The sequence below is a fragment of the Georgenia yuyongxinii genome, assembly GCF_006352065.1.
GTDB lineage: Bacteria > Actinomycetota > Actinomycetes > Actinomycetales > Actinomycetaceae > Georgenia > Georgenia yuyongxinii.
Genome location: NZ_CP040915.1, coordinates 1,345,146 through 1,368,497, shown reverse-complemented (window position 1 = coordinate 1,368,497; position 23,352 = coordinate 1,345,146). Strand labels below are relative to the sequence as shown.

Genomic DNA, 23,352 nt, shown 5'->3' with positions numbered 1-23,352 from the left:
CTCCACCCGGTGGCGGCCGGTGGGCGATCAGGCGCGCGGCTTCTCGCGCATCTCGAAGGTCTCGATGATGTCGCCCTCCCGGACGTCCTTCGCGCCGAGGCCGATACCGCACTCGAAGCCCTCGCGGACCTCGGTGACATCGTCCTTCTCGCGGCGGAGGGACTCGATGGTGAGCTTGTCGGCCACCACCACGCCGTCGCGCGTGAGACGCGCGCTGGCGTTGCGGCGGATGAGACCCGACCGGACGATCGAACCGGCGATGTTGCCGAACTTGGAGGAGCGGAACACCTGACGGATCTCCGCGGTGCCCAGCTGGACCTCCTCGAACTCCGGCTTGAGCATGCCCTTGAGCGCGCTCTCCACCTCGTCGATCGCGTCGTAGATGACCGAGTAGAACTTCAGGTCGACACCCTCGCGGTCGGCCAGCTCGGCGACCCGCTCCGCGGGGCGCACGTTGAAGCCGATGATGACGGCGTTGTCCACCGTCGCCAGGTTGACGTCGTTCTGCGTGATGGCACCCACACCGCGGTGGATGATGCGCAGCGCGACCTCCTCGCCCACATCGATCTTGAGCAGGGCGTCCTCGAGTGCCTCGACGGCACCGGAGACGTCACCCTTGATGATGAGGTTGAGGTTCTCGACCTTGCCCTCCTCGAGGGCCTTGGTGAAGTCCTCCAGGCTGACCCGCTTGCGGCGCTTGGCCAGCGTCGCGGCACGCTCGGCGGCCTCGCGCTTGTCGGCGATCTGCCGGGCGGTGCGGTCGTCGGGCGCGACGAGGAAGCTGTCGCCGGCGCGTGGCACCGACTGCAGGCCGAGCACCTGGACCGGACGGGCCGGGCCCGCCTCGTTCACGGTGTTGCCGTGCTCGTCGAACATGGCCCGTACGCGCCCGTGGGCGGTGCCGGTCACGATCGAGTCGCCGACGTGCAGCGTGCCGGTCTGCACCAGCACGGTCGCGACGGCGCCGCGGCCCTTGTCGAGGTTGGCCTCGATGGCCACGCCGCGCGCGTCCTTGTCGGGGTTCGCCCGCAGGTCGAGCGCCGCGTCCGCGGTGAGCAGGACGGCCTCGAGGAGGTCGTCGATGCCCGTGCGGGACTTGGCGGAGACGTCGACGAACATGGTGTCGCCGCCGTACTCCTCGGTCACGAGGTTGTACTCGGTCAGCTGCTGGCGGATCTTCGCCGGGTTGGCCTCCGGCTTGTCCACCTTGTTGACCGCCACGACGATCGGCACACCGGCCGCCTGGGCGTGGTTGAGCGCTTCCACGGTCTGGGGCATCACGCCGTCGTCCGCGGCGACCACGAGGATCGCGATGTCCGTCACCTGCGCACCACGGGCACGCATGGCGGTGAAGGCCTCGTGACCGGGGGTGTCGATGAAGGTGATCGGGCGCTCGACGTCCTCGTGCTCGGTCGTGACCTGGTAGGCACCGATGTGCTGGGTGATGCCGCCGTGCTCCTCGGCGACGACGTCCGTGGACCGGATGGCGTCAAGGAGCTTGGTCTTGCCGTGGTCGACGTGACCCATGACGGTGACCACCGGCGGACGCGGCATGAGGTCCTCGTCGGTCTCCCCGGCCTCCTCGGCCTGGAGGTCGATGTCGAAGCTCTCGAGGAGCTCGCGCTCCTCCTCCTCGGGAGACACGATCTCGATGACGTAGCCCAGCTCCGTGCCGAGCGTCGAGAAGGTGTCCTCGTCCAGGGACTGGGTGGCCGTGGCCATCTCGCCCAGGTGGAAGAGCACCGTCACCAGGCTCGCGGGGTTGGCGTCGATCTTGTCCGCGAAGTCCGCCAGCGAGGCGCCGGCGCGGATGCGCACGATCGTGGAGCCGTCACCGCGCGGGACCTGCACGCCGCCGATCGACGGCGCGGACTGCTGCTCGAACTCTTGGCGCTTCGCGCGCTTCGACTTCCGTCCGCGCACCGGGCGGCCACCGGCGCGCCCGAAGGCGCCCTGCGTGCCACCACGACCACCACGGCCGCCGCCACCACCGGGACGGCCGGCGAAACCGCCGCCACCACCGGGAGCACCGCCGCCGGGACGGCCGGCGAAGCCACCACCGGCACCCGGACGACCGCCACCGGGGCCACCGGCACCGGGACGGCCGCGGCCGCCGCCTGCGCGGGCGGGTGCGCCGGGGCGTCCCACCGAGCTCTGACCGGGCATCATGCCCGGGTTCGGGCGGGGACCGCCCGGACGGGGCGCTGCCGCGGGACGCGGGCCACCGGTGCCACCGGGTCGGGGCGCGCCGGGGCGCGGACCGCCGGTGCCACCCGGCCGGGGCATGCCCTGCGAGGCCGCGAACGGGTTGTTACCCGGACGCGGACCGCCGGGACGCGGGCCAGCGCCGCCACCGGGCCGCGGCATGCCCTGCGAGGGCGCGAACGGGTTGTTGCCCGGACGCGCGCTCGTGCGGGGAGCCTTCTCATCGGGTCGGGATGCGGCACCGGGGCGGGCCGCCTGGGGGCGGCTCTGCTCGGGGGCCGGCCGGGCACCGCCCGGCTTCGGCGCGTCGGTGCGCGCCGCGGGGCGTTCCGGGGCCGCCTGGGCGGCGGCCGGCGTCGGCGCAGCCGGGCTGGGCGCAGCAGCGTCCGGCGCGGCCGGGCTCTGCGGTGCCGGCGCCTGGGCTGCTGGCGCCTGGGGTGCGGGGGCCGCGGGGACGGCCGGGGCCGCGGGTGCGGCCTCTGCTGCCGGAGCCGCGGGCGCGACCGCGGGAGCGGCCGGGGCCGGGGCCGGAGCGGCTGGGGCCGGGGCGGCCGGTGCTGGGGTCTCGGGCTTGGCGGGCCCCGGGGTGGGGGCGGCCTTGCTCGTGGGCTTGGCGGCGGGAGCGCCGCTCTTGGATGCGGGCTCTTCCGCCGCCTTGGCGGGGAATGCCTCGCGCAGCCGACGGATGACGGGGGCTTCGATCGTCGACGACGCCGACTTCACGAACTCCCCTTGCTCGCGAAGCTTCGCGAGCACCGTCTTGCTGTCGACGCCGAGCTCTTTCGCAAGCTCGTGGACGCGGACCTTTGCCACAACTCTCCTGTCTCGGTCCGTCCCGGGACAGGGAGGACCGCTGTTTAACGCTGGCAGCTCATCGCTGGGTACTCATCGGGTGCCCATCGGCTTCCAACCCGCTTTCTTCTTCGATGACTCGTTCCCCGTGGGCGCATCTTGCGCCGCACGGGCGTTCTGGTCGAACCACTCACCCGCCGGGCCGGTGTCCACCGGGCCTGCTGCACGCAGGGCCCGCGGGATTGCCCGGCGCCTGAGGGCGAGGTCCAGGCAGTCCCGGCTCGGGTGGAGCCAGGCGCCCCGCCCTGGAGCGCTGCGCCCTACGTCCACCGTCGCCACGTGGGTGGCGGTGTCGAGGACGAGGCGGACCAGGGCCGACCTCGGGGCCCGTTCCCGGCACCCCACGCAGGTGCGCACCGGCCCGGTGAAGGGCGTAGGTGTCTCGCTGCTTGTACTCATGTGGGGATTTCCGGGCGCGTGCCCAGGGGACACTCTACCCCTGCGCGCCGGAGGGCCGCTCATCCTGTGTCGAAGTCGACTCGGCGGCACCCGGGATCTCCGCGGCGGCCGCGTCGGCCTCGCTGTCGGCCCCGGCGGCGGCCTCGTCGGCCTCGGTGTCGGCGTGGATGTCGATGCGCCATCCCGTCAGGCGGGCGGCGAGCCGGGCGTTCTGCCCCTCCTTGCCGATGGCCAGGGAGAGCTGGTAGTCGGGCACGACGACGCGGGCGGCGCGGGCGTCGGCGTCGACCACCTCGACGCTGCTCACCCGTGAGGGCGAGAGCGCGCTGGCGACAAACCTGGCGGGGTCGTCGGAGTAGTCCACGATGTCGATCTTCTCGCCGGCCAGCTCGGTCATCACGGCACGCACCCGCTGGCCCATGGGGCCGATGCAGGCGCCCTTGGCGTTGAGGCCCGGCACGTTCGCTCGGACGGCGATCTTGGTGCGGTGCCCCGCCTCGCGGGCGAGGGCCATGATCTCCACGCTGCCGTCGGCGACCTCGGGCACCTCGAGCGCGAACAGCTTGCGCACGAGGTTGGGGTGGGTGCGCGAGAGAGTGACGGAGGGGCCCTTCGGGCCGCGGGTGACGTCGAGCACGTAGGCGCGCAGCCGGTCTCCGTGGACGTACTTCTCGGTGGGGACCTGCTCGTGTGCGGGCAGCACGGCCTCGAGGTCGCCGATGTCCACGAGCACGACCCGAGGGTCGCGGCCCTGCTGGACGATGCCGCTGATGAGCTCACCGGCCTTGTCCCGGTAGTTGCCCATCACCTGCTCGTCCTCGGCGTCGCGCAGGCGCTGGACGATGACGGACCGTGCCGTCGCGGTCGCGATGCGGCCGAAGTCGGATGGGGTGTCGTCGAACTCGCCGGCGTCGTTCCCGTCCTCGTCCACCTCGGTCGCCAGCACCGTGACCCGCCCGCTGCGCCGGTCCAGCTCCACCCGGGCCTTGTCCATCGCGCCGGGGCTGCGGTGGTAGGCCAGCAGGAGGGCGTCCTCGATCGCCCGGACGAGCACGTCGAAGCTGATGCCGCGTTCGCTCTCGATCAGCCGCAGTGCGGTCATGTCGATGTCCATGGCGTCCTCCTCAGGCTGTCTCGGGGCGGTTGAGCTCGATCTCGACCCGCGCGCGGTCGATCGCGGGGTACCCGAGGGTCTCCCGGCGCCCGTCGACGTCGAGCGTGATGCCGCCGTCGTCCGCCTCCTGCAGCCGCCCGGTCACCTGACCACCGCCGGTGGTGTGCACGGCGACCAGTCGGCCGACGGCGCGGCGGTAGTGCCGTGGCTCGGTCAGCGGGCGGTCGGCGCCGGGGGTGGAGACCTCGAGCGTGTAGGCGCCTTCGAGCAGGTCGACGTCGTCGAGGACCCGGGAGATCTCGCGGGAGACGTCGGAGAGCTTGTCGGAGTCCACCCCGCCGGGGCCGTCGGGCAGGTCGATGACCACGCGCACGATCTTGCGGCGGCCGGCCGCGGCGGCCGACGCATCCTCCAGGAACAGCCCCGCGGCGTCGACGACCGGCTCGAGGGCGGCCCGGAGGCGGCCTGGCAGGTCGGTGGCTCGGGCGGGGCTCATCGTGACTCTCTCCTTTTGTGCGAACGCACGCGGCGTCGTGCTGGTCCCACAGACTACCCACCCTGCGCCCGACCGCCGCGCCCGGCGTGGGAGGATCACGACGATGCGCACCCCTGCCCTGACCTCCCCTGCCGACCACGTCCCGGTTGCTGTGCGGGGCGGTGCGCGGCGCCGTCGGCGCGTGCTCGCGGCGGCCGCCGCAGCGGCCCTGCTGGCGGGCTGCGGGGCGGTCCGGCTGGACACCCCACCGACCCTGCCGGCCAGCCCCGACGCCGCCGAGGTGGCGCGTCAGGACGAGGCGGTGAGGGCGGCGACGATCGAGCAGACCGTGTTGCAGGTCACGGCCGACGACGCCGACGCGGGCCTGCTGCAGGAGGTGCGCGCCCACGCCGAGGCGCACACCGACGCCCTCGGCGGGGTGTGGGTGGCGTGGCCGGAGGGGGCGCCGGAGGACGTCGCCACCCCCGAGGTCTCCACCGCCGCCCCGACGGCGGAGCCCACCGCCTCGGACGTGCTCGCCCTGCTCACCGCGGGCGCCGGCAGCGCCCGTGAGGCGGCCCTGACCGCGGACGACGACGCGGTCGCCGCGGCGATGCTAGCCATCTCGCTCTCCCGCTCGGCCGATGCCGCCGACCTGGCGGCCGCGACGGGGGCCGAGGCTCCGGCGTCCTCCGCCGCACCCCTGACGCCCGAGGCGCTGCTGGCGCGGGGCGCCGACGGGCCCACCGTGCTGGTCCTCGACTCCGCCCGCTTCGCCCTCGAGACCGTGGCGGCCCGCAGCGATGGCGGAGCCCGGGAGCGGGCGACGGCGCGGGCGGCCTACCTGCAGGAGCTCGTGGACACGGCGCTTGCCGCCGGGGCGCCGGACCCGCGCGAAGGTGCCTACGACCTGTCCGTGGGCGAGGTCGGCCGGGACGCGGCCGGTGGGGTACCGGGCGACGGCGCGGCGACCACGGACCCCGCGCTGACGGCGGAGCAGGCGGTCGCCGTCGCCGCGGAGGAACGACTCGTGCGGCACTGGACGTTCAGCCTCGGCCTCGTCGGCCCTCACGAACGCGAGGCGCTGGTCGCCGCGGCGGAGGACGCCGCGGAACAGGTCCGTGCCTGGGGTGGCCGGCTGCCGGCCCTGCCCGGGATCGGCTGAGCCCACCGGCCCCCGGCCGACCACGGCCCCCGGCCCGGGCACCGCGGCCTCCGCGACCTCGGGCCGTGTGCGCATCGCAGCGGGCCCGGCCGCCGGTGCCCGCCCTCGCAAGTGGTCCACCATGCGGGCGATCACCGCCGCCACGGGTACGCCGAGGAACGCGCCCAGGATGCCCATGACCAACCCGCCAGCCGAAGAGGACGAGCACCGCCAGCGGCAGCACGAGCGGTACGCCGAGCAGCCACAGGCCGAGGCCGATGAAGAGGGCGTCGACGAGCGCCACGAGCAGCAGGCCGCGCAAGAACGCCCCGATGGTCCACTGCCGGTCCGCCGCATCCTGGCGGACCGAGGCGCAGCGAGGGGCTAGCCGGCCAGGGCCGCGTCCACCAGCTCCCGCGCACGCGCGACGGCGAGCTCCGGCGCGATCTCCTCCCGCTCGCCGGTGGCCCGGGTACGCACCTCCACCACGCCGTCGGCCAGGCTCCGGCCGACGACCACGCTGAGCGGGACGCCCAGCAGCTCGGCGTCGGCGAACTTCACACCGGCCGAGACCTTCGGGCGGTCGTCGTAGAGGACCTCCACGCCCGCCGCCTCCAGCTCCCGGGACAGCCGCTCGGCCACCTCGAAGACCTGCTGGTCCTTGCCGGTGGCGAGCACGTGGACGTGGGCGGGCGCCACCTGCATGGGCCAGACGAGGCCGTGTTCGTCGTTGTTGGCCTCCGCGAGCGCGGCGAGGGCGCGGGTGATGCCGATGCCGTAGGAACCCATCGTCACGACCACGGCCTTGCCGTTGGCGTCGAGCACCTTCAGGTCCAGGGCCTGGGCGTACTTGCGGCCGAGGGCGAAGATGTGGCCGATCTCGATGCCCCGGGCCAGCTCGAGCGGGCCGGAGCCGTCGGGCGCGGGGTCGCCCGCCCGGACCTCGGCGGCCTCGATGGTGCCGTCGGCGGTGAAGTCCCGGCCGGCGACGAGGTTGAACACGTGCTTGCCGTCGGCGTCGGCGCCGGTCACCCACGCGGTGCCCGGGACCACGCGCGGGTCGAGGAGGTAGCGCATCGCCCCGGCGGTGACGCGCCCGGCGTCGTCGAGGGTGCGTGGGGCACCGTTCGGGCCGAGGACGGCCGGGCCGATGTAGCCCTTGACCAGCTCGGTGCGGCCCTTGAGGTCGTCCTCCGTGGCGGGCTGGACCTCGGCGGGCTCGACGCCGGCCTGGAGGCGCTTGAGATCCACCTCGCGGTCACCGGGCAGGCCGACGGCAATGATCTCGCGCAGCCCGTCGGGGTGGACCAGGGCGAGCACGACGTTCTTGAGGGTGTCGGCGGCCTCCCAGGGCCGGTCCTCGCGCGGGTGGAGGCGGTTGGCCGCGTCGACGAGGGTCTCGATCGTCTGCGAGTCCGGGGTGTCGAGGACCTCTGCGGCGGGCAGACCGTCGAACGGGATCGGGTCGGGCACCGGGGTGGTGACCGCCTCGACGTTGGCGGTGTAGCCGCCGGGTGAGCGGACGAAGGTGTCCTCGCCGATGGGGGTGGGGTGGAGGAACTCCTCGCTGCGCGAGCCGCCCATCGCCCCGCTCATGGCCTTGACGATGACGTGCTCCAGGCCGAGCCTGGCGAAGATGCGCTGGTAGGCCTGGCGCTGGAGGTCGTAGGACCGATCCAGGCCGGCGTCGTCGACGTCGAAGGAGTAGGCGTCCTTCATGATGAACTCGCGGCCGCGGATCAGGCCGGCGCGGGGCCGGGCCTCGTCGCGGTACTTGGTCTGGATCTGGTACAGCGCGAGCGGCAGGTCCTTGTACGAGGAGTACAGGTCCTTGACCAGGAGCGTGAACATCTCCTCGTGGGTGGGTGCGAGGAGGTAGTCCGCGCTCTTGCGGTCCTGTAGGCGGAAGATGTTCGGCCCGTACTCCACCCAGCGGCCGGTGGCTTCGTAGGGCTCCTTGGGCAGCAGCGCCGGGAAGTGCACCTCCTGCGCGCCGATGGCGTCCATCTCCTCGCGGACGATCTGCTCGACCTTGCCGAGGACCTTCAGGCCCAGCGGCAGCCAGGAGTAGATGCCGGGGGCGGCCCGGCGGATGTAGCCGGCCCGCACGAGCAGCTTGTGGCTGGCCACCTCGGCGTCGGCGGGGTCCTCGCGCAGGGTCCGAACAAAAAGGGACGACATCTTCATCAGCACGCGGGCCAGCCTAGTGGGCGGGCGGCCACGCGCTCGGCACGGTCCGGCCGTCGGCAGGCGGCACAAAGACCACCTTCTTCATCGCGTTGAGTTGTCAGCCAGTGGTGGCCCCGTCCCGAGGCCCTCGAGCAGGACCGGGTCGTCCGACACTGCGGCGTCGCCGCGGCCGGTGCGCCAGGATGGGCACCATGCCGGAGATGCCGGAGGTCGAGGGGCTCGTCCAGTTCCTGCGCGAGCACACGGCCGGCCGGGCCGTGGCGGCCGTCGAGGTCGGGGCGATCAGCGCCCTGAAGACCTTCTCCCCTGCGCCCACGGCGCTCGTGAGACGCGTGGTCCGGGACGTCACCCGGCACGGCAAGTGGCTCGACATCGCCACCGTCGCGGGCGCCGCGGCCCCGGAGGCGGACGACGGCGAGCTGCACCTGGTCTTCCACCTCGCCAAGGCGGGCTGGCTGCGCTGGTACGACGAGGTGCCCAAGACGACGGTCAAGCCCGGCCGCTCCCCCATCGCGCTGCGCGTGCGGCTCGACGACGGCGCCGGCTTCGACCTCACCGAGGCGGGCACCCGTAAACGGCTGGCGGTGCACGTGGTCGCCGACCCTCAGGACGTGCCGCAGGTGGCCACCCTTGGCGTGGAACCGGCCGACCTCACGCTCGAGGGGCTGCGCGGGCTGCTGGCGGCCCGCAACCAGCAGATCAAGGGGCTGCTGCGCGACCAGTCGGTCATCGCCGGGATCGGGAACGCCTACTCCGACGAGATCCTCCACGCCGCGAGGATGAGCCCGTTCGCGCTCACCAAGACGTTCGACGACGACGCCTCCGCCCGCCTGCACGCCGCGATCGGCGAGGTGCTCACCGCCGCCGTCGCCGAGGCCGCGGGTCGGCCGGCGGCGGAGCTGAAGGACGCCAAGCGGCGCGGCATGCGGGTGCACGGGCGGACCGGACTGCCCTGCCCGGTGTGCGGCGACACGGTGCGGGAGGTCTCGTTCGCCGACTCGGCGCTGCAGTACTGCCCCACCTGCCAGACCGGCGGGAAGCCGCTGGCAGACCGGCGGATGTCGAAGCTGCTGAAGTGACTGCGGTGCTGCAGCGGAGGACGCGGAGGACGACGCAATGGCGGGTCGCCGCGCCGAGACCTGCGCTTTCCGACCGACACCTGCAGTTCCGCGGGCAGGTCTCGGCGCAACAGGCAGGCCTCAGCGCAACAGGCAGGCCTCGGCGCAACAGGCAGGCCTCGGCGCAGTACGGCGAGTGGCAGCGCCACGGTCGGGGGACGTGCCGACAGTCAGAACAGCACAGTCGCGTATGCCCCGACCTCGCGGAACCCCACCCGGCGGTACGTCGCCAGGGCCGGCGTGTTGTAGCTGTTGACGTAGAGGGAGACCACCGGCGCCAAGCGGGCACGAACGTCGGCGACCACCGCGGCCATCCCGGCGGTCGCCAGGCCGCGGCCGCGCAGCTCCGGGTGCACCCACACCCCCTGGATCTGAGCGACGCCGACGGCGAGTGCCCCCACGTCGGCCTTGAAGACCACACGCGGTCCGCCGTCGCCGTCGTCGATGCGCACGTAGGTCTTGTGGGTGGCGACCAGCTCGGCGACGCGCGCCGCGTAGGAGACGCCCATGAGGGTGGGGTCGTATCCCACCTCCTCGGTGAACATGGCCACCGACGCGGGCAGCACGAGAGCGACCTCCTCGGGCTGCGCCAGCCTCACGTAAGGGTCTGGTCGCACGGCCGGATCGTGGTCGATGACCATCGAGGGCTGATCCGCCCGCACTTCTCGCGGGATGGACCACACGGGTGCGAGCCGCTCCCACAGCGGCAGCACCTGGTCGGCCGGGCCGACGATCGAGGAACAGCGGCGGCCGCGTCGTCGCACGTGCTCGACGAGCTCGTCCAGCGCGTCGCCGAAGACCTGGACGGGCACCAGGTTGGCGCCGGCCCAGCAGAGCGCGACGGGCTCTTGCGCGGGGACGCCGTCGTAGATCCCGAGCACCTCGGTGCCGGGCGGCCCGGGGCTACCGAGCCGCTCGACCTGCACGGCGGCGAGCACGGAGCCGACGGGGTCGCGCAGACAGACCTGCAGGGCAGCCTCGCGCTCGTCACCTCCGAGCGAGCGCACGGCCGGAACTGTCCGGCGCCACAACGGCACGGCGGGCGGTCCTTCAGCTGACGGTGACGACCGGCGACCCCGGGGAGGCGGGCTCCCCCGTCCCCTCGCCCATCTCGGCGGCGATCCGCTCGGCCTCGGCGATGAGGGTCTCGACGATCTGATCCTCGGGCACGGTCTTGATGACCTCGCCCTTGACGAAGATCTGGCCCTTGCCGTTGCCGGAGGCCACGCCAAGGTCGGCCTCGCGGGCCTCGCCCGGGCCGTTGACGACGCACCCCATGACGGCCACCCGCAGCGGCACGGTCATGCCTTCCAGGCCTGCGGTGACCGAGTCGGCCAGGGCGTAGACGTCGACCTGGGCACGCCCGCAGGAGGGGCAGGAGACGATCTCGAGCTTGCGCGGGCGCAGGTTCAGCGACTCGAGGATCTGGTTGCCGACCTTGACCTCCTCGACCGGCGGGGCGGAGAGGGAGACGCGGATCGTGTCGCCGATGCCCTGGGAGAGGAGCGCACCGAAGGCGGTGGCGGACTTGATCGTGCCCTGGAACGCCGGGCCCGCCTCGGTGACGCCCAGGTGCAGCGGCCAGTCGCCCCGCTCGGAGAGCATCTGGTAGGCGCGCACCATGACCACGGGGTCGTTGTGCTTGACGGAGATCTTGAAGTCGTGGAAGTCGTGCTCCTCGAAGAGCGAGGCCTCCCAGACGGCCGACTCCACGAGGGCCTCGGGGGTCGCGCGCCCGTACTTCTCCAGCAGGCGCTTGTCGAGCGAACCGGCGTTGACGCCGATACGGAGAGAGACGCCGGCATCCTTGGCCGCCCTGGCGATCTCCTTGACCTGGTCGTCGAACTTGCGAATGTTGCCGGGGTTGACGCGCACGGCGCCACAGCCCGCCTCGATCGCGGCGAAGACGTACTTGGGCTGGAAGTGGATGTCCGCGATCACCGGGATCTTCGACTTCATGGCGATGATGGGCAGCGCCTCGGCGTCCTTGTCCGTGGGGCAGGCGACCCGCACGATGTCGCAGCCTGAGGCGGTGAGCTCGGCGATCTGCTGCAGCGTGGCGTTGATGTCGTGGGTCTTCGTGGTGGTCATCGACTGCACGGAGACGGGGGCGTCGCCGCCCACCTCGACCGACCCCACGCGGATCTTCCGCGTCTTACGGCGCGGGGCCAGCACGGGCGGGGTTTCCTTGACCTTCGGCATACCCAGGGAGATCGGTGCAGTCACCGAGTCAGTATCGCATCAGCCTTCCGCCGCCTGCAGCGCCGGGTGCGGACTGTGACAGGGTCCATCGGTCCGGAGCACCACACCGGGCGCCACGTGCGACGACGCGCGGCGAGCAGTACGTGCCCCGCCCCGACCACTCGCCACACGGTCGTAGCTGGGTCGGCTGGTGACAGCGGCGAACGACCAGCCGCAGAGGCGCAAGAAGACGCACCAAGGTCCTGGGCCGGAGCGGACCTCTCAGCCCGTGAGGCTCAAGGGGTTGACGATGTCCGCGTACGCCAGCAGCGCGCTCATGCCGAGCATGACGGCCACCACGGCATAGGTCAGCGGCAACATCTTCGCGGTATCAACGGGGCCGGGGTCGGGCAGTTCGCGGACGCGAGCGACGCGGCGGCGTAGCCCCTCCCAGAGCGCGCCCGCGATGTGGCCGCCGTCCAGCGGAAGCAGCGGGATGAGGTTGAACACGAACAGAGCCATGTTGAGAGAGACGAGCAGGGACAGCATGTCGGCACTGCGCTCAACGAGCCCGTAGCCCTCGCCGTCGACGGAGGCGATCTCGCCTGCGAACCTTCCCACACCCACGAGGCCGACCACACCGGGCTGACGCTCCTCGGCCCCGAACGCGGCCTGGCCGACGTCGACCAGCCGCTGCGGGAGGGTGGCCACCACCTTGACCGTGCCGGTGAACGTGTCCCACACGAGTCCGGGCACGGTGGTGACCGGTTGACGCACGAGGTCGAACGAGGGTCCGATGCCGACGAAGGGGCGCGGCTCGGTCCGTGGTGCGCCACTGGGGTCGACGACGGCGTCGCCCGCCTCGTCCACAATCGGCCGCTCGGCCAGTTGTGGGGTGACCTGGAGGGTCAGTCGCTCCCCGTCGCGGTCCACGACCACGGTGGTGGCGCCGGTACCGCCGTCGGCGATGGCGCCGCTGATGTCGTCCCAGGCGTTGACCTCGGTGGTGCCCCACCTGAGAATGTCGTCGCCGGGTCGCAGGCCGGCCGCGGCGCCCGGCGACGACGGGTCGGCGTCGGTGCACTCGGTCTGTGACGCATTGGCCGGCACGCACTCCTGCACCGCGCCGAGGGTGCTCGTGAACTGCGGCAGACCGATGCCGACAACGATCACCGCCAGAAGCACACCGGCGATGAGGAGGTTCATGACTGGCCCACCGAGCATCACCACGAGCTTGCGCGGCACGGTGAGCCGGTAGAACGCGCGGTGCTGCTCCCCCGGACCGAGCTCCTCCAGCGCCGCTTGCCGGGCCTCCTCCACCAGGGTCGGTCGGCCGTTACGACGTGCGCGGGCGGTTTCGACGTTTCGGCTGGGCGGGTACATGCCCAGCAGCCGCACGTAACCCCCGAGCGGGAGGGCCTTGACGCCGTACTCGGTGCCGCGGATGGTCCGCGACCACAATGTCGGTCCGAAGCCGACCATGTACTGAGGCACCTTGACGCCGAACTTCTTGGCAGGAACGAGGTGGCCGATCTCGTGCAGCGCAATCGAGACGACCAGGCCCAGGGCGAGGATGAGCACGCCGATGGCAAAGTCCATGGGTCCCTCTCCGTCGTCAGCAGGGCAAGTGGATCATGAGGTTGGTTCTCGTAGCGAGAGCCCGAGGTCGGTTCACGGCACTAGGAAGTGTTGTTCGTTCGCCACATCATCTCTCGCGAACCTGGGAACAGTCATGGTCCCGAGGGCCGCGTCATGTGGCACGGCGCCACGCCCTCAACGGCGACTCGCGGCACCGCTCGACGCCCGACCACCTGAGGCACCGCTCGACGCTCGACCACCAGCGACGCTGATTTCCCCGCCACCGCCGTCGCCCCGGCGGGCGATGAGCTCGTCGGCTCGCCGCCGCGCCCACGCCTCCGTACCCAGCACGTCCGCCAGGTCGGGCGCGCCCAGGCCGTCATGGTCGGCCAGCACCTTCTCGACCACCTCGACGATCGCGAGGTAGGGCAGGCGGCCCGCGAGGAACGCGGCGACGCACTGCTCGTTCGCGGCGTTGAGCACCGCGGGGTGGGTCGCGGACGCCGCGGCCGCCTCGCGGGCCAGGCGGACGGCCGGGAAGACCTTGCCGTCGAGCGGCTCGAACGTCCACGCCGTTGCCTCGTCCCACCGGCACGGGGTGGCCACCTGCTCGGCGCGCTCGGGCCACGTGAGACCGAGCGCGATCGGCAGTCGCATGTCCGGCGGCGAGGCCTGCGCGAGGGTGGAGCCGTCGTGGAACTCGACCATGGAGTGCACCACCGACTGCGGGTGGACGACGACGACGATGTCCTCGGCCGGCACGTCGAAGAGCAGATGGGCCTCGATGAGCTCGAGGCCCTTGTTGATCAGCGTCGAGGAGTTGATGGTCACCACCGGGCCCATCGACCAGGTGGGGTGCGCGAGAGCCTGCGCAGGTGTCACACCGGCCAGGTCGGTGCGTGACCGGCCACGGAAGGGACCGCCGGAGGCGGTGAGGATGATCCGCCGCACCTCGCTGCGACCGGTGACGACGGGGCTGGTCATGCCCTTCTCGTGCCGCCCGCCCCGCAGGGCCTGCGCGATGGCGGAGTGCTCGGAGTCGACGGGGACCACCTGACCGGGCAGCTGCTGCGCCGCTCGCACCAACGCCCCGCCCACCACCAACGACTCCTTGTTCGCCAGCGCCAACGTGGCGCCGGAGCGCAGGGCGGCGAGGGTGGGGGCCAGACCCACCGAGCCGGTGATGCCGTTGAGGACGACGGCGCGCGTGGGCTTTGCGCTCGCCGGTCGCGCGCCGCCGTGTCGAGCCGACCCGGCCGCGCCCTGTGCTGCCGCCGCACGACCCGGCACTGCGAGCAGACCGGCCACCTGCGTGGCGGCGTCGGGTCCGGCAAGGACCTCGGGGCCCGGGCCGGTGCCACCAGCGCGTGCGACCTCGTCTGCGAGCAGCTCGCGGAGTCGCCGGACGGTGCCGGCGCTCGCGTCTGCGACGGCGACGACCTCGACGTCGTGCGTGATCGCCTGCTCGGCCAGCAGCTCGAGGTGGCCACCGCCGGCCGAGAGTGCCCGCACGCGGTACGTGCCGGGGGCGGCGGCGTCGATGACCTGCAGCGCCTGGGTGCCGATGGAGCCGGTGGAGCCGAGCAGGACGACGTCGGTGCAGGTGGCGGCGGCGGTCACCGTGCCGGTGCCTGCGGCCTCGTCGGAGGTCGCGCTCACTCGACCGCCACGAGCACCTCGACGGTGCGGTCGAGGAAGGCGTCGACGGTGCCCTCGTGGTAGGCCTGGGAGGCCCGCGCGGCGGGGAACGTGGTCGAGCGAACCTCGGCCGCGGTGAGCTCACCGCCGTCGTCGAAGTAGGCAACGAGCCGCTCGAGCAGGGTGTCTACGGCCGCGCGGTCGTAGCCGCGGCCGCGCTCGGGGGCGCGGAACCGCTGCCCGGCGGGTCGCAGCAGCCGCGGGTAGAGGGTGGTGGCGAGCTCGGCGATGTGGTCCATCCACGCCGCCTCACCCTGCGCGGCGACGTACGTGGTGCGCCGGCGCTGCACGAAGGCGGCCTCGAGCCGGTCCAGGGCCGCATCGACCGCGGCGGTGGTGTACCCGTCCCGGACGAGGTCGAACGCCGCGCCGCGCACGTCCTTCTCGTCGAAGGTGCCCTGCCCGCCTGCGGTCCCGGGCGCACCGGTCGGCGCGGGGCCGTTCTCGTACGCGGCTCGCGCCCGCGCGAAGAACTCCTCCACCTGCGGGCGGTCGTAGCCCGTACGGGCCTTGCCCGCCGGGGGGAACATCGTGCTCATCCCTGCGTCTGCTCCTTCGCCGGAACTGATTTCTCCACCAGGACCTCGGCGGCGAGCTGCCCGCAGGCACCGTCGATGTCGCTGCCCCGAGTGTCGCGCACCGTGGTCGGGATTCCGGCCAGGCGCAGCGTGTCGACGAACTTCTGCTCGACGTCACGGTCGGAGCACGTCCAGATCGATCCGGGGGTGGGGTTGAGCGGGATCGGGTTCACGTGCACCCAGCCGCGCCCGCGTTTGTTCAGCTCGTCGGCCAGGAGCTGAGCGCGCCAGGCGTGGTCGTTCATGTCCTTGATGAGGGCGTACTCGATGCTCACCCGGCGGCCCGTCGCCTCGAAGTACCGGCGGGCCGCGTCGAGCAGCTCACCCACCTTCCACCGTGAGTTGATGGGGATGAGCTCGTCGCGCAGCTCGTCGTCGGGGGCGTGCAGGGACACCGCGAGGGTGACCGGCAGGCCCTCCTTCGCGAGCTTGTCGATGGCCGGCACCAGGCCCACCGTGGAGACGGTGATGTTCCGGGCGGACAGACCCAGGCCCGCGGGCGCGGGGTCGACCATGCGGCGCACGGCGTTGACCACGGTGCGGTAGTTCGCGAGCGGCTCCCCCATGCCCATGAAGACCACGTTGCGCAGGTGGGTGGGCCCGCCGGCGAGGTCGCCGTCGCGCGAGGCCTTCGCGGCCAGGCGCACCTGCTCGACGATCTCCGCCGTGGAGAGGTTGCGCGTGAGCCCTTGCTGCCCGGTGGCGCAGAACGGGCACGCCATCCCGCAGCCGGCCTGGGAGGAGACGCACAGGGTGGTGCGGTGGGAGTAGCGCATGAGCACCGACTCGACCATCGCGCCGTCGAACAGCCGCCACAGCGACTTCACGGTCATGCCCTGGTCGGCGACCATGTCGCGCACCTTCGTGACCAGCTCGGGCATGAGCGTCGCGGTGAGCTCGTCGCGGGCGGCGGCGGGCAGGTCGGTCATGTCCGCCGGGTCGCGGGTGAGGTGGCTGAAGTAGTGGCGGGAGAGCTGGTCGGCGCGGAACCCGGGCAGGCCCAGCTCCTTGGCGACCTCGACGCGTTCGGCCGTGGTGAGATCCGCCAGGTGACGCGGCGGCTTACCGCGGCGCTTGGCGGTGAACGTCAGTGTGGGCCGGCCGCCCGGCTCCACCTGGTGCGAGGGCTTGACCTGGACGGGGGCGGGGGTCTGCTGCGTCATGACGCCGACCATCCTCTCAGACGGCGAGCTGCCCGGTGGTCGCGCTGAGGATGACATAGCACACCGGGGCGGAGATTAGGAGCGAGTCCAACCGGTCCATGATCCCCCCGTGGCCGGGCAGCAGCGAGCCCATGTCCTTCAGCCCCAGGTCCCGCTTGAGCAGCGACTCCGCGAGGTCACCGGTGGTCGCGGCACCGACGACCGCCACCCCGAGCAGGACGCCGTGCCACCAGGCCCCGACCGGCAGCAGGCCCACGAGCAGGGCGCCAAGGGCCGCGGCCAGGATCAGGGAGCCGGCGAAGCCCTCCCAGGACTTCTTCGGGCTGATCGAGGGGGCCATGGGGTGCTTGCCGAAGAAGATCCCGGCGGCGTACCCGCCGATGTCGTTGCTGACGGTCACGACGATGAACGTCGCCACCAGCCAGACGCCGTAGGTCTGCTGCAGCAGCAGGACCGCAAAACCGGCGAGGTAGGGCACGTAGGCGGCGGCGAACACCCCGGCGGCCGCGTCCCGCACGGCCGCCCGGCCCCCGCCGTCGAGCACCCGCCAGACGAAGACCCCGCCCCCGGTGAGCGTGAAGGCGACCAGCATGGCCTCGGGCCCGGCGGTCGCGGCGGAGACGAGGATGCCGACGGTGCCGACCCACAGGGGCAGCAGCGGGATGCGGATCCCGCGCTGGCCGACGGCGCGCGCGAGCTCCCACAGGGCCGCGCCGCAGGCGACGATCACCAGGGCGACGAAGGCGTAGGGGACGAACAGGCTCCCGGCGACCACGACCAGCAGACCTACCCCAACCCCGATCGCGGCCGGCAGGTTCCGACCGGCGCGGCCGGTGGGCGGGAGCGGGTCCTTGGGTCGCGGCGGCGGCGCGGCCACGAGGGCGGAGCGGGCACGACGGCGCGCCTCGCTCATGCGCCGCAGGGCGCCGGAGAGGGGGTCGGGGTGGTGCGGGGCCTCGCTCACCGGCTCAGACCTCGAGCAGCTCTTTCTCCTTGGCCTCGAGCACGTGGTCCACGACCTCGACGTGCTTCTTGGTCAAGGACTCCAGCTCCTTCTCGGCCCGGTCGACCTCGTCCTCGCCGGCCTCGCCGTCCTTCTTGATGCGGTCCAGCTCCTCCTTGGCCTTGCGGCGGATGGAGCGGATGGAGATGCGGGCGTCCTCACCCTTGGTGCGGGCGAGCTTGACGTACTCCTTGCGCCGCTCCTCGGTCAGGGCGGGCAGCACCACGCGGATGACGTTGCCGTCGTCGGTGGGGTTGACGCCCAGGTCGGACTCACGCAGCGCCTTGACGATCGCCGCCGTCGCGGACCGGTCGTACGGGGAGATGAGCACGGTACGAGCCTCGGGGATGGTCAGCGAGCCGAGCTGCTGGAGGGGGGTGGGCGCGCCGTAGTAGTCCACCGAGATGGGGTTGAACATGCCGGCGTTCGCGCGCCCGGTGCGGATGTGGCTGAGGTCCTCGCGGGCCCGCTCCACCGCCTTCTCCATCTTCTCCTCGGCCTCGAGCAGGGCGTCGTCGATCACGGCGTCACTCCTTCGTTCAGTGGGGTAGCGGTCACGAGCGTTCCGATCTTCTCACCCCGGAGGGCGCGGGTGACGTTGCCGGGCTCGCCCATGCCGAATACCCGCATGGTCAGGCCGTTGTCCATGCAGAGGCTCAGCGCGGCTGCGTCCACCACCCGCAGGCCCTGCTGGATGGCTTCGGCATAGGTGATGTGGTCGAGCTTGACGGCGGTCGGGTCCAGCCGGGGGTCGGCGGTGTAGACGCCGTCGACACCGTTCTTGCCGACGAGCACCTCGGCACAGTGGGTCTCGAGCGCACGCTGGGCGGAGACGGTGTCGGTGGAGAAGAACGGCAGGCCCGCGCCGGCCCCGAAGATAACCACGCGGCCCTTCTCCAGGTGGCGGATGGCACGCAGCGGGATGTACGGCTCGGCCACCTGCCCCATGGCGATCGCCGTCTGCACCCGGGTGCGAACGCCAGCCTGCTCCAGGAAGTCCTGTAGGGCCAGGGCGTTCATGACGGTGCCGAGCATGCCCATGTAGTCCGCCCGGGAGCGGTCGATGCCCCGCTGGGACAGCTCGGCGCCCCGGAAGAAGTTGCCGCCGCCGACCACGATGGCGACCTGGACGCCGTCGGCCACCGCCGCGGCGATCTGCCGGGCGGCGTCGGAGACGACGTCGGGGTCGAGCCCGACCTGGCCGCCGCCGAAGACCTCGCCGGAGAGCTTCAGCAGGACGCGGCGCGGCTGCGCGCCGTCAGTGGGCTGGGACATGGTGGACCTCCTGCGAGCGACGGTATGACAGGGCGTGCCGGCGTGGCGACGGTGCGAGGTGGGAGCTGGTGCGCCCGTGCCCTGGGTGCGCCGGTGGCCCCTGGGTGCGCCGGTGGCCCCTGGGTGCGCCGGTGGCCCCTGGGTGCGCCGGTGGCCCCGGCCCGAGGAGGGCCGGGGCCACCGGTCAGAGCGGATACGTCAGTTGCCGACGCGGAAGCGGACGAAGCCCTGGACGTTGCCGCCGGCCTCCTCCACGATCTTGCCGACGGACTTCTTGTTGTCCTTGGCGAACGCCTGGTCGAGCAGGACGTTCTCCTTGAAGAAGCCGTTCATGCGGCCCTCGACGATCTTGGGCAGCGCGGCTTCCGGCTTGCCCTCGTTGCGCGAGGTCTCCTCGGCGATCCGGCGCTCGCTCTCGACGACGTCGGCCGGGACGTCCTCACGGGTGAGGAACTGCGGGGAGAACGCGGCGATGTGCATGGCCAGGTCGTGCGCGACCTCGCCACCGGCGGCGTCGGTGGCCACGAGCACACCCACCGACGGCGGCAGGTCCTTGGCCGTGCGGTGCAGGTACAGGGCGACCTTGTCGGCGGTCACGCGGGCGACACGACGGACGGCGATCTTCTCACCGATCGTCGCGGCGATGCCCTCGACCTTGGCCTGGACCGTCTCGCCGTCCAGCTGGGCGGCGAGGAGCGAGTCGACGTCGGCGGCCTCGGACGCCACGGCGGCGGCGAGGACGCTGTTCGCGAAGTCGATGAAGGTCTGGTTCTTCGCGACGAAGTCCGTCTCGCAGTTGACCTCGACCATCACACCGGTCTCGCCGGTGCCGTCAGCGGTCACCTGTGCGGCGACCAAGCCCTCGGCGACGGTGCGGCCCTCACGCTTGGCCACGCCCTTCAGACCCTTGACGCGGATGATCTCCAGCGCCTTGGCCTGGTCACCGTCGGCCTCGTCCAGGGCCTTCTTCACGTCGAGCATGCCCGCGCCGGTCTTCTCGCGCAGGGCCTTGATGTCAGCGGCGGTGTAGTTCGCCATGGATGCTTCTCTCCAGACTTTCGGGGGTTCTCAGGCCTGCTCGGACTCGGCGGACTTGGCGTCCTCCGCGGCGACCGAGCTGTCGGCCACCTGAGTGACCTCGGGGGCCGCGACGTCGACGCCGGGGGCCTCCTCGGTGGACTCGGCCGCGTCGGCCACCTGCTCGGCGTCGTGCGTGGCACCGGCGGTCTGCTGCGCGGCGGCGACGTCCTCGGCCGGGGCCTCGCCGGCAACTGGGCCGGTCTTGGTGGGCTGGTCGGCCTCGTGCGCCTCGAGGAGCTCGCGCTCCCACTCGGCCAGGGGCTCCTCGGCCGGGGTCGCACCGGCGCCGCCACCGTGGCGGGCGACGAGGCCCTCAGCCGCACCGTCGGCGATCACGCGGGTCAGCAGGGAGACGGCGCGGATGGCGTCGTCGTTGCCCGGGATCGGGTAGTCGACCTCGTCGGGGTCGCAGTTGGTGTCGAGGATGGCGACGACGGGGATGTTGAGCTTGCGGGCCTCGGCGACGGCGAGGTGCTCCTTCTTGGTGTCGACGATCCACACGGCGGAGGGGACCTTCGCCATGTCGCGGATACCGCCGAGGGTGCGCGCGAGCTTGTCCCGCTCGCGGCGCTGCATGAGGAGCTCCTTCTTGGTGAAGGCGCTGCCGGCGACGTCGTCGAAGTCGACCTGCTCGAGCTCCTTGAGGCGCTGCAGGCGCTTGTGCACGGTGCCGAAGTTGGTGAGCATGCCACCCAGCCAGCGCTCGTTCACGTAGGGCATGCCCACGCGCTGCGCCTGCTCGGCGATGGACTCCTGTGCCTGCTTCTTGGTGCCGACGAAGAGGATGTTGCCGCCGTGGGCGACGGTCTCCTTGACGAACTCGTAGGCCCGGTCGATGTCCGTGAGGGACTTCTGCAGGTCGATGATGTAGATGCCGTTGCGCTCGGTGAAGATGAACCGCTTCATCTTCGGGTTCCAACGGCGGGTCTGGTGCCCGAAGTGCACGCCGCTCTCGAGGAGCTGGCGCATGGTGACGACGGCCATGGCACGTCCTTTCCCGGTGCGGGTTGCCCCGCACACTGAGGGGCCCGAGGCGCCGAGGTTCGGTCGGCGCACTACGTGACCCGTGTTCCGGTTGTCCGTCCCGTGGCCGGTTGGCCCGGGACCCTGGTGCCCGCGACGCGAAGCACCCGTGACGAGTCACGGGACCGCTGCTTCGGGCGTCCCGCCGACTTGTGCCGGACCAGCAGGCCCGGCGACCCGACGGTGTGCGGGCACGCGATGTCAGCCGGCCGAGGCCGGTTGCGTCACACATGCTAGCGGATCGGCTCGCTCGCCCAGAGATCGGCAGGTGGGAGGAGGGTCACGTCGCGGCCGCCGGTGCCGTCGCGAGCGCAGCCGTGCGCCGAGCCGGGACCATGCCTGTGGAGGTACCGCCACAGCCGTGGTGCCCAGGCCCAGGCGCAGGCGTGGCGCCCAGCCGTAGCCGTCGTGCCTCGGTTTCCACAGGTCGGCAATCCGCTGGCTCGCCGCCGTCCCTTCAAGGGTCACCGTGTGGGCATGGCACAGATTCCGCTCGCCCGTCTCGCCCTGCTCGCCGGACTGGCTGCGGCGCTGTCCTTGGCGGCCGTGGGCACCCTCCCGACCGTCGCCGGGACGGCCGCCTTGCCCACGTCGCCGCCGGGCATGCTTTCGGACGCCAGCGTGTCACTCGTCGTGGCCTCGTCGGCACTGCCAGAACGGACCGTGGCGGTGCCCGCCGTGCCCCAACGGGCTCCGGCGTGGCCGGCCGTGCCACTCCGGACGGTGAGGTTCACCGACGTAGGCATGGTGGGCGGCGCCGTCACCGGTATCACCGGCGGTGGTGCTGACGCCTCGGCCGGGGCGACGCCGTCCGTCGCGCGGAACGGGGCCACGGTCGCGGAGGTGATCTACCAGTGGCCCACCGGTGATCCGGCCGAGGTGGTCCGCGCCTTCGACCCGCCGGACCGGCCCTGGGACGCCGGGCACCGCGGCGTCGACCTCGCCCATGGCACCGGGGCGCCCGTGCTGGCCGCGGCGGACGGTGTGGTGGTGTTCGCGGGCACGGTGGTGGACCGGCCGGTGGTGTCGGTCGACCACGCCGACGGGATCCGCACCACGTACGAGCCGGTGACACCCGTGGTGGCGGCGGGACAACGGGTACAGGCCGGGGACGTGCTGGGGCACCTGGCTGCCGGGCACTGCTTCATGTGGCAGCCCGGCTGCCTGCACTGGGGTGCACGGCGCGGCCGGGACGTCTACGTCGATCCCCTTCGGCTGGTCGGCGCCCAGGTCGTGGTCCGCCTGCTACCGGACGACGTGGGACTGCCATGACCAACGTTCAGGCCCGCGGGTGGGCCTGACTGTACGCGGCGAGGAGCCGTTCGGGGGTGATGTGCGTGTAACGCTGCGTGGTGGCGAGGGAGGTGTGGCCGAGGACCTCCTGGACGGTGCGCAGGTCCGATCCACCGGCGAGCAGGTGCGTGGCAGCGGTATGGCGCAGGCCGTGCGGGGCCAGGTCCCGCACGCCCGCTGCCGCGGTCAGCCGGTGGAGGGCACCGCGCAGCGTGCGCGGGTCCACCCGGCCCCCGCGCGCGCCGAGGAACAACGCCTGCGCCGACGTCGGCCCGGCGAGGGCCGGACGGCCCCGGTCAAGCCACGCGGTGAGTGCCCGCAGGGCGGGTACACCGAAGGGCACGACGCGCTGCTTGTCGCCCTTGCCGATGACGCGCACGGTCCGCTCGCGGGCGTCGACGTCGGGCACGTCGATGCCCACGAGCTCACTGATGCGTACCCCGGTGGCATAGAGCATCTCCAGGGCTGCCCAGTCGCGCAGGTGCACGGGGTCGTCGTCCGCGGCGCGCTCCTCCGCGGCCGTCAGGAGGTGCGCGGTGTCGTCGACGGCGAGCACGGTGGGCAGGTGCCGGTCGGGGCGCGGGCTGCGCAGCCGGGCGCCGACGTCCTGCTCGAGATGGCCGGCGCGGAACGCCCATCCGCAGAAGGTGCGCACCGCGGCGGTGCGGCGCGCCAGGGTGGCCCGCGACATGCCGCGCCCACGCTGCTCGGCCAGCCACGCGCGCAAGGTAGCCAGGTCCAGTCCGGCCAACGGGCCGTCGCCAGCAGGCGCGCCCTGCGCGAGGTGGTCGAGCAGCTGACCGACGTCGGTGAGATAGGCGCGCACCGTGTGCGGGCTGTGACCGCGTTGCAGGGCAAGGAACCGGGCGAAGGCCTCGACAAGCTCCTCCCGGGCGGCTTCCCGCTCGCCGGCGTCCGTCAGACCCATACCCCCACGTTACGGCCGGTGCGGATGAAGGGCGCGTAACGGCGCGGGCGTGACC

Annotated in this window: 21 protein-coding genes; 4 read left to right on the top strand and 17 right to left on the bottom strand. The window is 72.5% G+C overall.

What is annotated here, in order from left to right; genetic code table 11:
- Positions 1-27: 27 nt before the first annotated feature.
- From infB to FE374_RS06230, 4 genes are all read right to left on the bottom strand, one after another.
- Positions 28-3,018 carry a translation initiation factor IF-2 gene (gene infB / locus FE374_RS06245; protein WP_139927721.1) on the bottom strand — a complete coding sequence of 997 codons (2,991 nt, stop codon included), beginning with the start codon at positions 3,016-3,018 and terminating at the stop codon, positions 28-30.
- Between the two features lie 72 nt (positions 3,019-3,090).
- Positions 3,091-3,456 (bottom strand): YlxR family protein, encoded by a 366-nt coding sequence (locus FE374_RS06240; RefSeq protein WP_230978486.1) that lies wholly within the window; start codon positions 3,454-3,456, stop codon positions 3,091-3,093.
- Positions 3,457-3,490: 34 nt separating this feature from the next.
- Entirely contained in the window at positions 3,491-4,570 is a 1,080-nt protein-coding gene (gene nusA, locus FE374_RS06235) for a transcription termination factor NusA (RefSeq protein WP_139927719.1), read from the bottom strand.
- A gap of 10 nt (positions 4,571-4,580) precedes the next feature.
- Positions 4,581-5,066, bottom strand: coding sequence for a ribosome maturation factor RimP (locus tag FE374_RS06230; RefSeq protein WP_139927718.1), 486 nt, complete (start codon positions 5,064-5,066; stop codon positions 4,581-4,583).
- Positions 5,067-5,169: 103 nt separating this feature from the next.
- Between FE374_RS06230 and FE374_RS06225 the strand changes: the two genes are divergently transcribed.
- Together FE374_RS06225 and FE374_RS06220 are read left to right on the top strand one after the other, a co-directional pair.
- Positions 5,170-6,210, top strand: a complete 1,041-nt coding sequence (locus tag FE374_RS06225; RefSeq protein ID WP_139927717.1) for a DUF4439 domain-containing protein — start codon at positions 5,170-5,172, stop codon at positions 6,208-6,210.
- A 175-nt stretch (positions 6,211-6,385) separates the two neighbouring features.
- Positions 6,386-6,577: a hypothetical protein gene (locus tag FE374_RS06220; protein WP_139927716.1), complete on the top strand. Its 192-nt coding sequence runs from the start codon at positions 6,386-6,388 to the stop codon at positions 6,575-6,577.
- Here FE374_RS06220 and FE374_RS06215 read toward each other — a convergent pair.
- Positions 6,574-8,370: a proline--tRNA ligase gene (locus FE374_RS06215; protein ID WP_230978551.1), complete on the bottom strand. Its 1,797-nt coding sequence runs from the start codon at positions 8,368-8,370 to the stop codon at positions 6,574-6,576. The two genes, FE374_RS06220 and FE374_RS06215, sit on opposite strands and share 4 nt — an antisense overlap.
- 200 nt (positions 8,371-8,570) lie before the next feature.
- On the opposite strand from FE374_RS06215, the gene FE374_RS06210 reads away from it, so the two are divergent.
- Positions 8,571-9,458: a DNA-formamidopyrimidine glycosylase family protein gene (locus FE374_RS06210; RefSeq protein ID WP_139927714.1), complete on the top strand. Its 888-nt coding sequence runs from the start codon at positions 8,571-8,573 to the stop codon at positions 9,456-9,458.
- Between the two features lie 209 nt (positions 9,459-9,667).
- Here FE374_RS06210 and FE374_RS06205 read toward each other — a convergent pair whose 3' ends face one another.
- The 11 genes from FE374_RS06205 to rpsB all read right to left on the bottom strand — a co-directional run bounded on the left by FE374_RS06205 (position 9,668) and on the right by rpsB (position 21,037).
- Positions 9,668-10,504: a GNAT family N-acetyltransferase gene (locus tag FE374_RS06205; protein WP_230978485.1), complete on the bottom strand. Its 837-nt coding sequence runs from the start codon at positions 10,502-10,504 to the stop codon at positions 9,668-9,670.
- A gap of 43 nt (positions 10,505-10,547) precedes the next feature.
- On the bottom strand, positions 10,548-11,699 hold the full coding sequence (ispG, locus tag FE374_RS06200; RefSeq protein ID WP_139931419.1) for a flavodoxin-dependent (E)-4-hydroxy-3-methylbut-2-enyl-diphosphate synthase: 1,152 nt from the start codon (positions 11,697-11,699) through the stop codon (positions 10,548-10,550).
- 261 nt (positions 11,700-11,960) lie between these two features.
- Complete coding sequence (locus tag FE374_RS06195; protein WP_139927712.1) at positions 11,961-13,277, bottom strand: M50 family metallopeptidase; 1,317 nt, start codon at positions 13,275-13,277, stop codon at positions 11,961-11,963.
- Positions 13,278-13,451: 174 nt separating this feature from the next.
- A complete protein-coding gene (locus tag FE374_RS06190) occupies positions 13,452-14,876 on the bottom strand; it encodes a 1-deoxy-D-xylulose-5-phosphate reductoisomerase (protein ID WP_139931418.1) in 1,425 nt (474 codons plus the stop codon).
- 35 nt (positions 14,877-14,911) lie between these two features.
- Positions 14,912-15,493: a DivIVA domain-containing protein gene (locus FE374_RS06185; protein ID WP_139927711.1), complete on the bottom strand. Its 582-nt coding sequence runs from the start codon at positions 15,491-15,493 to the stop codon at positions 14,912-14,914.
- Positions 15,490-16,695, bottom strand: a complete 1,206-nt coding sequence (gene rlmN / locus FE374_RS06180) for a 23S rRNA (adenine(2503)-C(2))-methyltransferase RlmN (RefSeq protein ID WP_230978484.1) — start codon at positions 16,693-16,695, stop codon at positions 15,490-15,492. The genes FE374_RS06185 and rlmN overlap by 4 nt, the downstream gene beginning before the upstream one ends.
- A 16-nt stretch (positions 16,696-16,711) precedes the next feature.
- Entirely contained in the window at positions 16,712-17,659 is a 948-nt protein-coding gene (locus FE374_RS06175) for a phosphatidate cytidylyltransferase (RefSeq protein WP_230978483.1), read from the bottom strand.
- Positions 17,660-17,663: 4 nt separating this feature from the next.
- Positions 17,664-18,221: a ribosome recycling factor gene (frr, locus tag FE374_RS06170; protein WP_139927709.1), complete on the bottom strand. Its 558-nt coding sequence runs from the start codon at positions 18,219-18,221 to the stop codon at positions 17,664-17,666.
- On the bottom strand, positions 18,218-18,973 hold the full coding sequence (gene pyrH, locus FE374_RS06165; RefSeq protein ID WP_139927708.1) for a UMP kinase: 756 nt from the start codon (positions 18,971-18,973) through the stop codon (positions 18,218-18,220). The genes frr and pyrH overlap by 4 nt, the downstream gene beginning before the upstream one ends.
- Positions 18,974-19,171: 198 nt before the next feature.
- Positions 19,172-20,011, bottom strand: coding sequence for a translation elongation factor Ts (gene tsf, locus FE374_RS06160; protein ID WP_139927707.1), 840 nt, complete (start codon positions 20,009-20,011; stop codon positions 19,172-19,174).
- A 30-nt stretch (positions 20,012-20,041) separates the two neighbouring features.
- Positions 20,042-21,037: a 30S ribosomal protein S2 gene (gene rpsB / locus FE374_RS06155; RefSeq protein ID WP_139927706.1), complete on the bottom strand. Its 996-nt coding sequence runs from the start codon at positions 21,035-21,037 to the stop codon at positions 20,042-20,044.
- A gap of 516 nt (positions 21,038-21,553) precedes the next feature.
- On the opposite strand from rpsB, the gene FE374_RS06150 reads away from it, so the two are divergent.
- Positions 21,554-22,348 (top strand): M23 family metallopeptidase, encoded by a 795-nt coding sequence (locus tag FE374_RS06150; protein WP_230978482.1) that lies wholly within the window; start codon positions 21,554-21,556, stop codon positions 22,346-22,348.
- A 7-nt stretch (positions 22,349-22,355) separates the two neighbouring features.
- Here the strand turns inward: FE374_RS06150 and FE374_RS06145 are convergent, their stop codons facing one another.
- Complete coding sequence (locus FE374_RS06145; protein ID WP_139927705.1) at positions 22,356-23,297, bottom strand: tyrosine recombinase XerC; 942 nt, start codon at positions 23,295-23,297, stop codon at positions 22,356-22,358.
- Between the last annotated feature and the right edge of the window lie 55 nt (positions 23,298-23,352).

Coding starts and splice junctions, on each gene's coding strand:
- FE374_RS06240 (WP_230978486.1), bottom strand. CDS start 3,456: ATGAGTACAAGCAGCGAGACACCTACGCCCTTCACCGGGCCGGTGCGC.
- pyrH (WP_139927708.1), bottom strand. CDS start 18,973: ATGTCCCAGCCCACTGACGGCGCGCAGCCGCGCCGCGTCCTGCTGAAG.
- tsf (WP_139927707.1), bottom strand. CDS start 20,011: ATGGCGAACTACACCGCCGCTGACATCAAGGCCCTGCGCGAGAAGACC.
- rlmN (WP_230978484.1), bottom strand. CDS start 16,695: ATGACGCAGCAGACCCCCGCCCCCGTCCAGGTCAAGCCCTCGCACCAG.
- FE374_RS06215 (WP_230978551.1), bottom strand. CDS start 8,370: ATGTCGTCCCTTTTTGTTCGGACCCTGCGCGAGGACCCCGCCGACGCC.
- rpsB (WP_139927706.1), bottom strand. CDS start 21,037: ATGGCCGTCGTCACCATGCGCCAGCTCCTCGAGAGCGGCGTGCACTTC.
- FE374_RS06210 (WP_139927714.1), top strand. CDS start 8,571: ATGCCGGAGATGCCGGAGGTCGAGGGGCTCGTCCAGTTCCTGCGCGAG.
- FE374_RS06230 (WP_139927718.1), bottom strand. CDS start 5,066: ATGAGCCCCGCCCGAGCCACCGACCTGCCAGGCCGCCTCCGGGCCGCC.
- FE374_RS06195 (WP_139927712.1), bottom strand. CDS start 13,277: ATGGACTTTGCCATCGGCGTGCTCATCCTCGCCCTGGGCCTGGTCGTC.
- ispG (WP_139931419.1), bottom strand. CDS start 11,699: ATGCCGAAGGTCAAGGAAACCCCGCCCGTGCTGGCCCCGCGCCGTAAG.
- FE374_RS06225 (WP_139927717.1), top strand. CDS start 5,170: ATGCGCACCCCTGCCCTGACCTCCCCTGCCGACCACGTCCCGGTTGCT.
- FE374_RS06185 (WP_139927711.1), bottom strand. CDS start 15,493: ATGAGCACGATGTTCCCCCCGGCGGGCAAGGCCCGTACGGGCTACGAC.
- FE374_RS06150 (WP_230978482.1), top strand. CDS start 21,554: ATGGCACAGATTCCGCTCGCCCGTCTCGCCCTGCTCGCCGGACTGGCT.
- nusA (WP_139927719.1), bottom strand. CDS start 4,570: ATGGACATCGACATGACCGCACTGCGGCTGATCGAGAGCGAACGCGGC.
- FE374_RS06145 (WP_139927705.1), bottom strand. CDS start 23,297: ATGGGTCTGACGGACGCCGGCGAGCGGGAAGCCGCCCGGGAGGAGCTT.
- FE374_RS06220 (WP_139927716.1), top strand. CDS start 6,386: ATGACCAACCCGCCAGCCGAAGAGGACGAGCACCGCCAGCGGCAGCAC.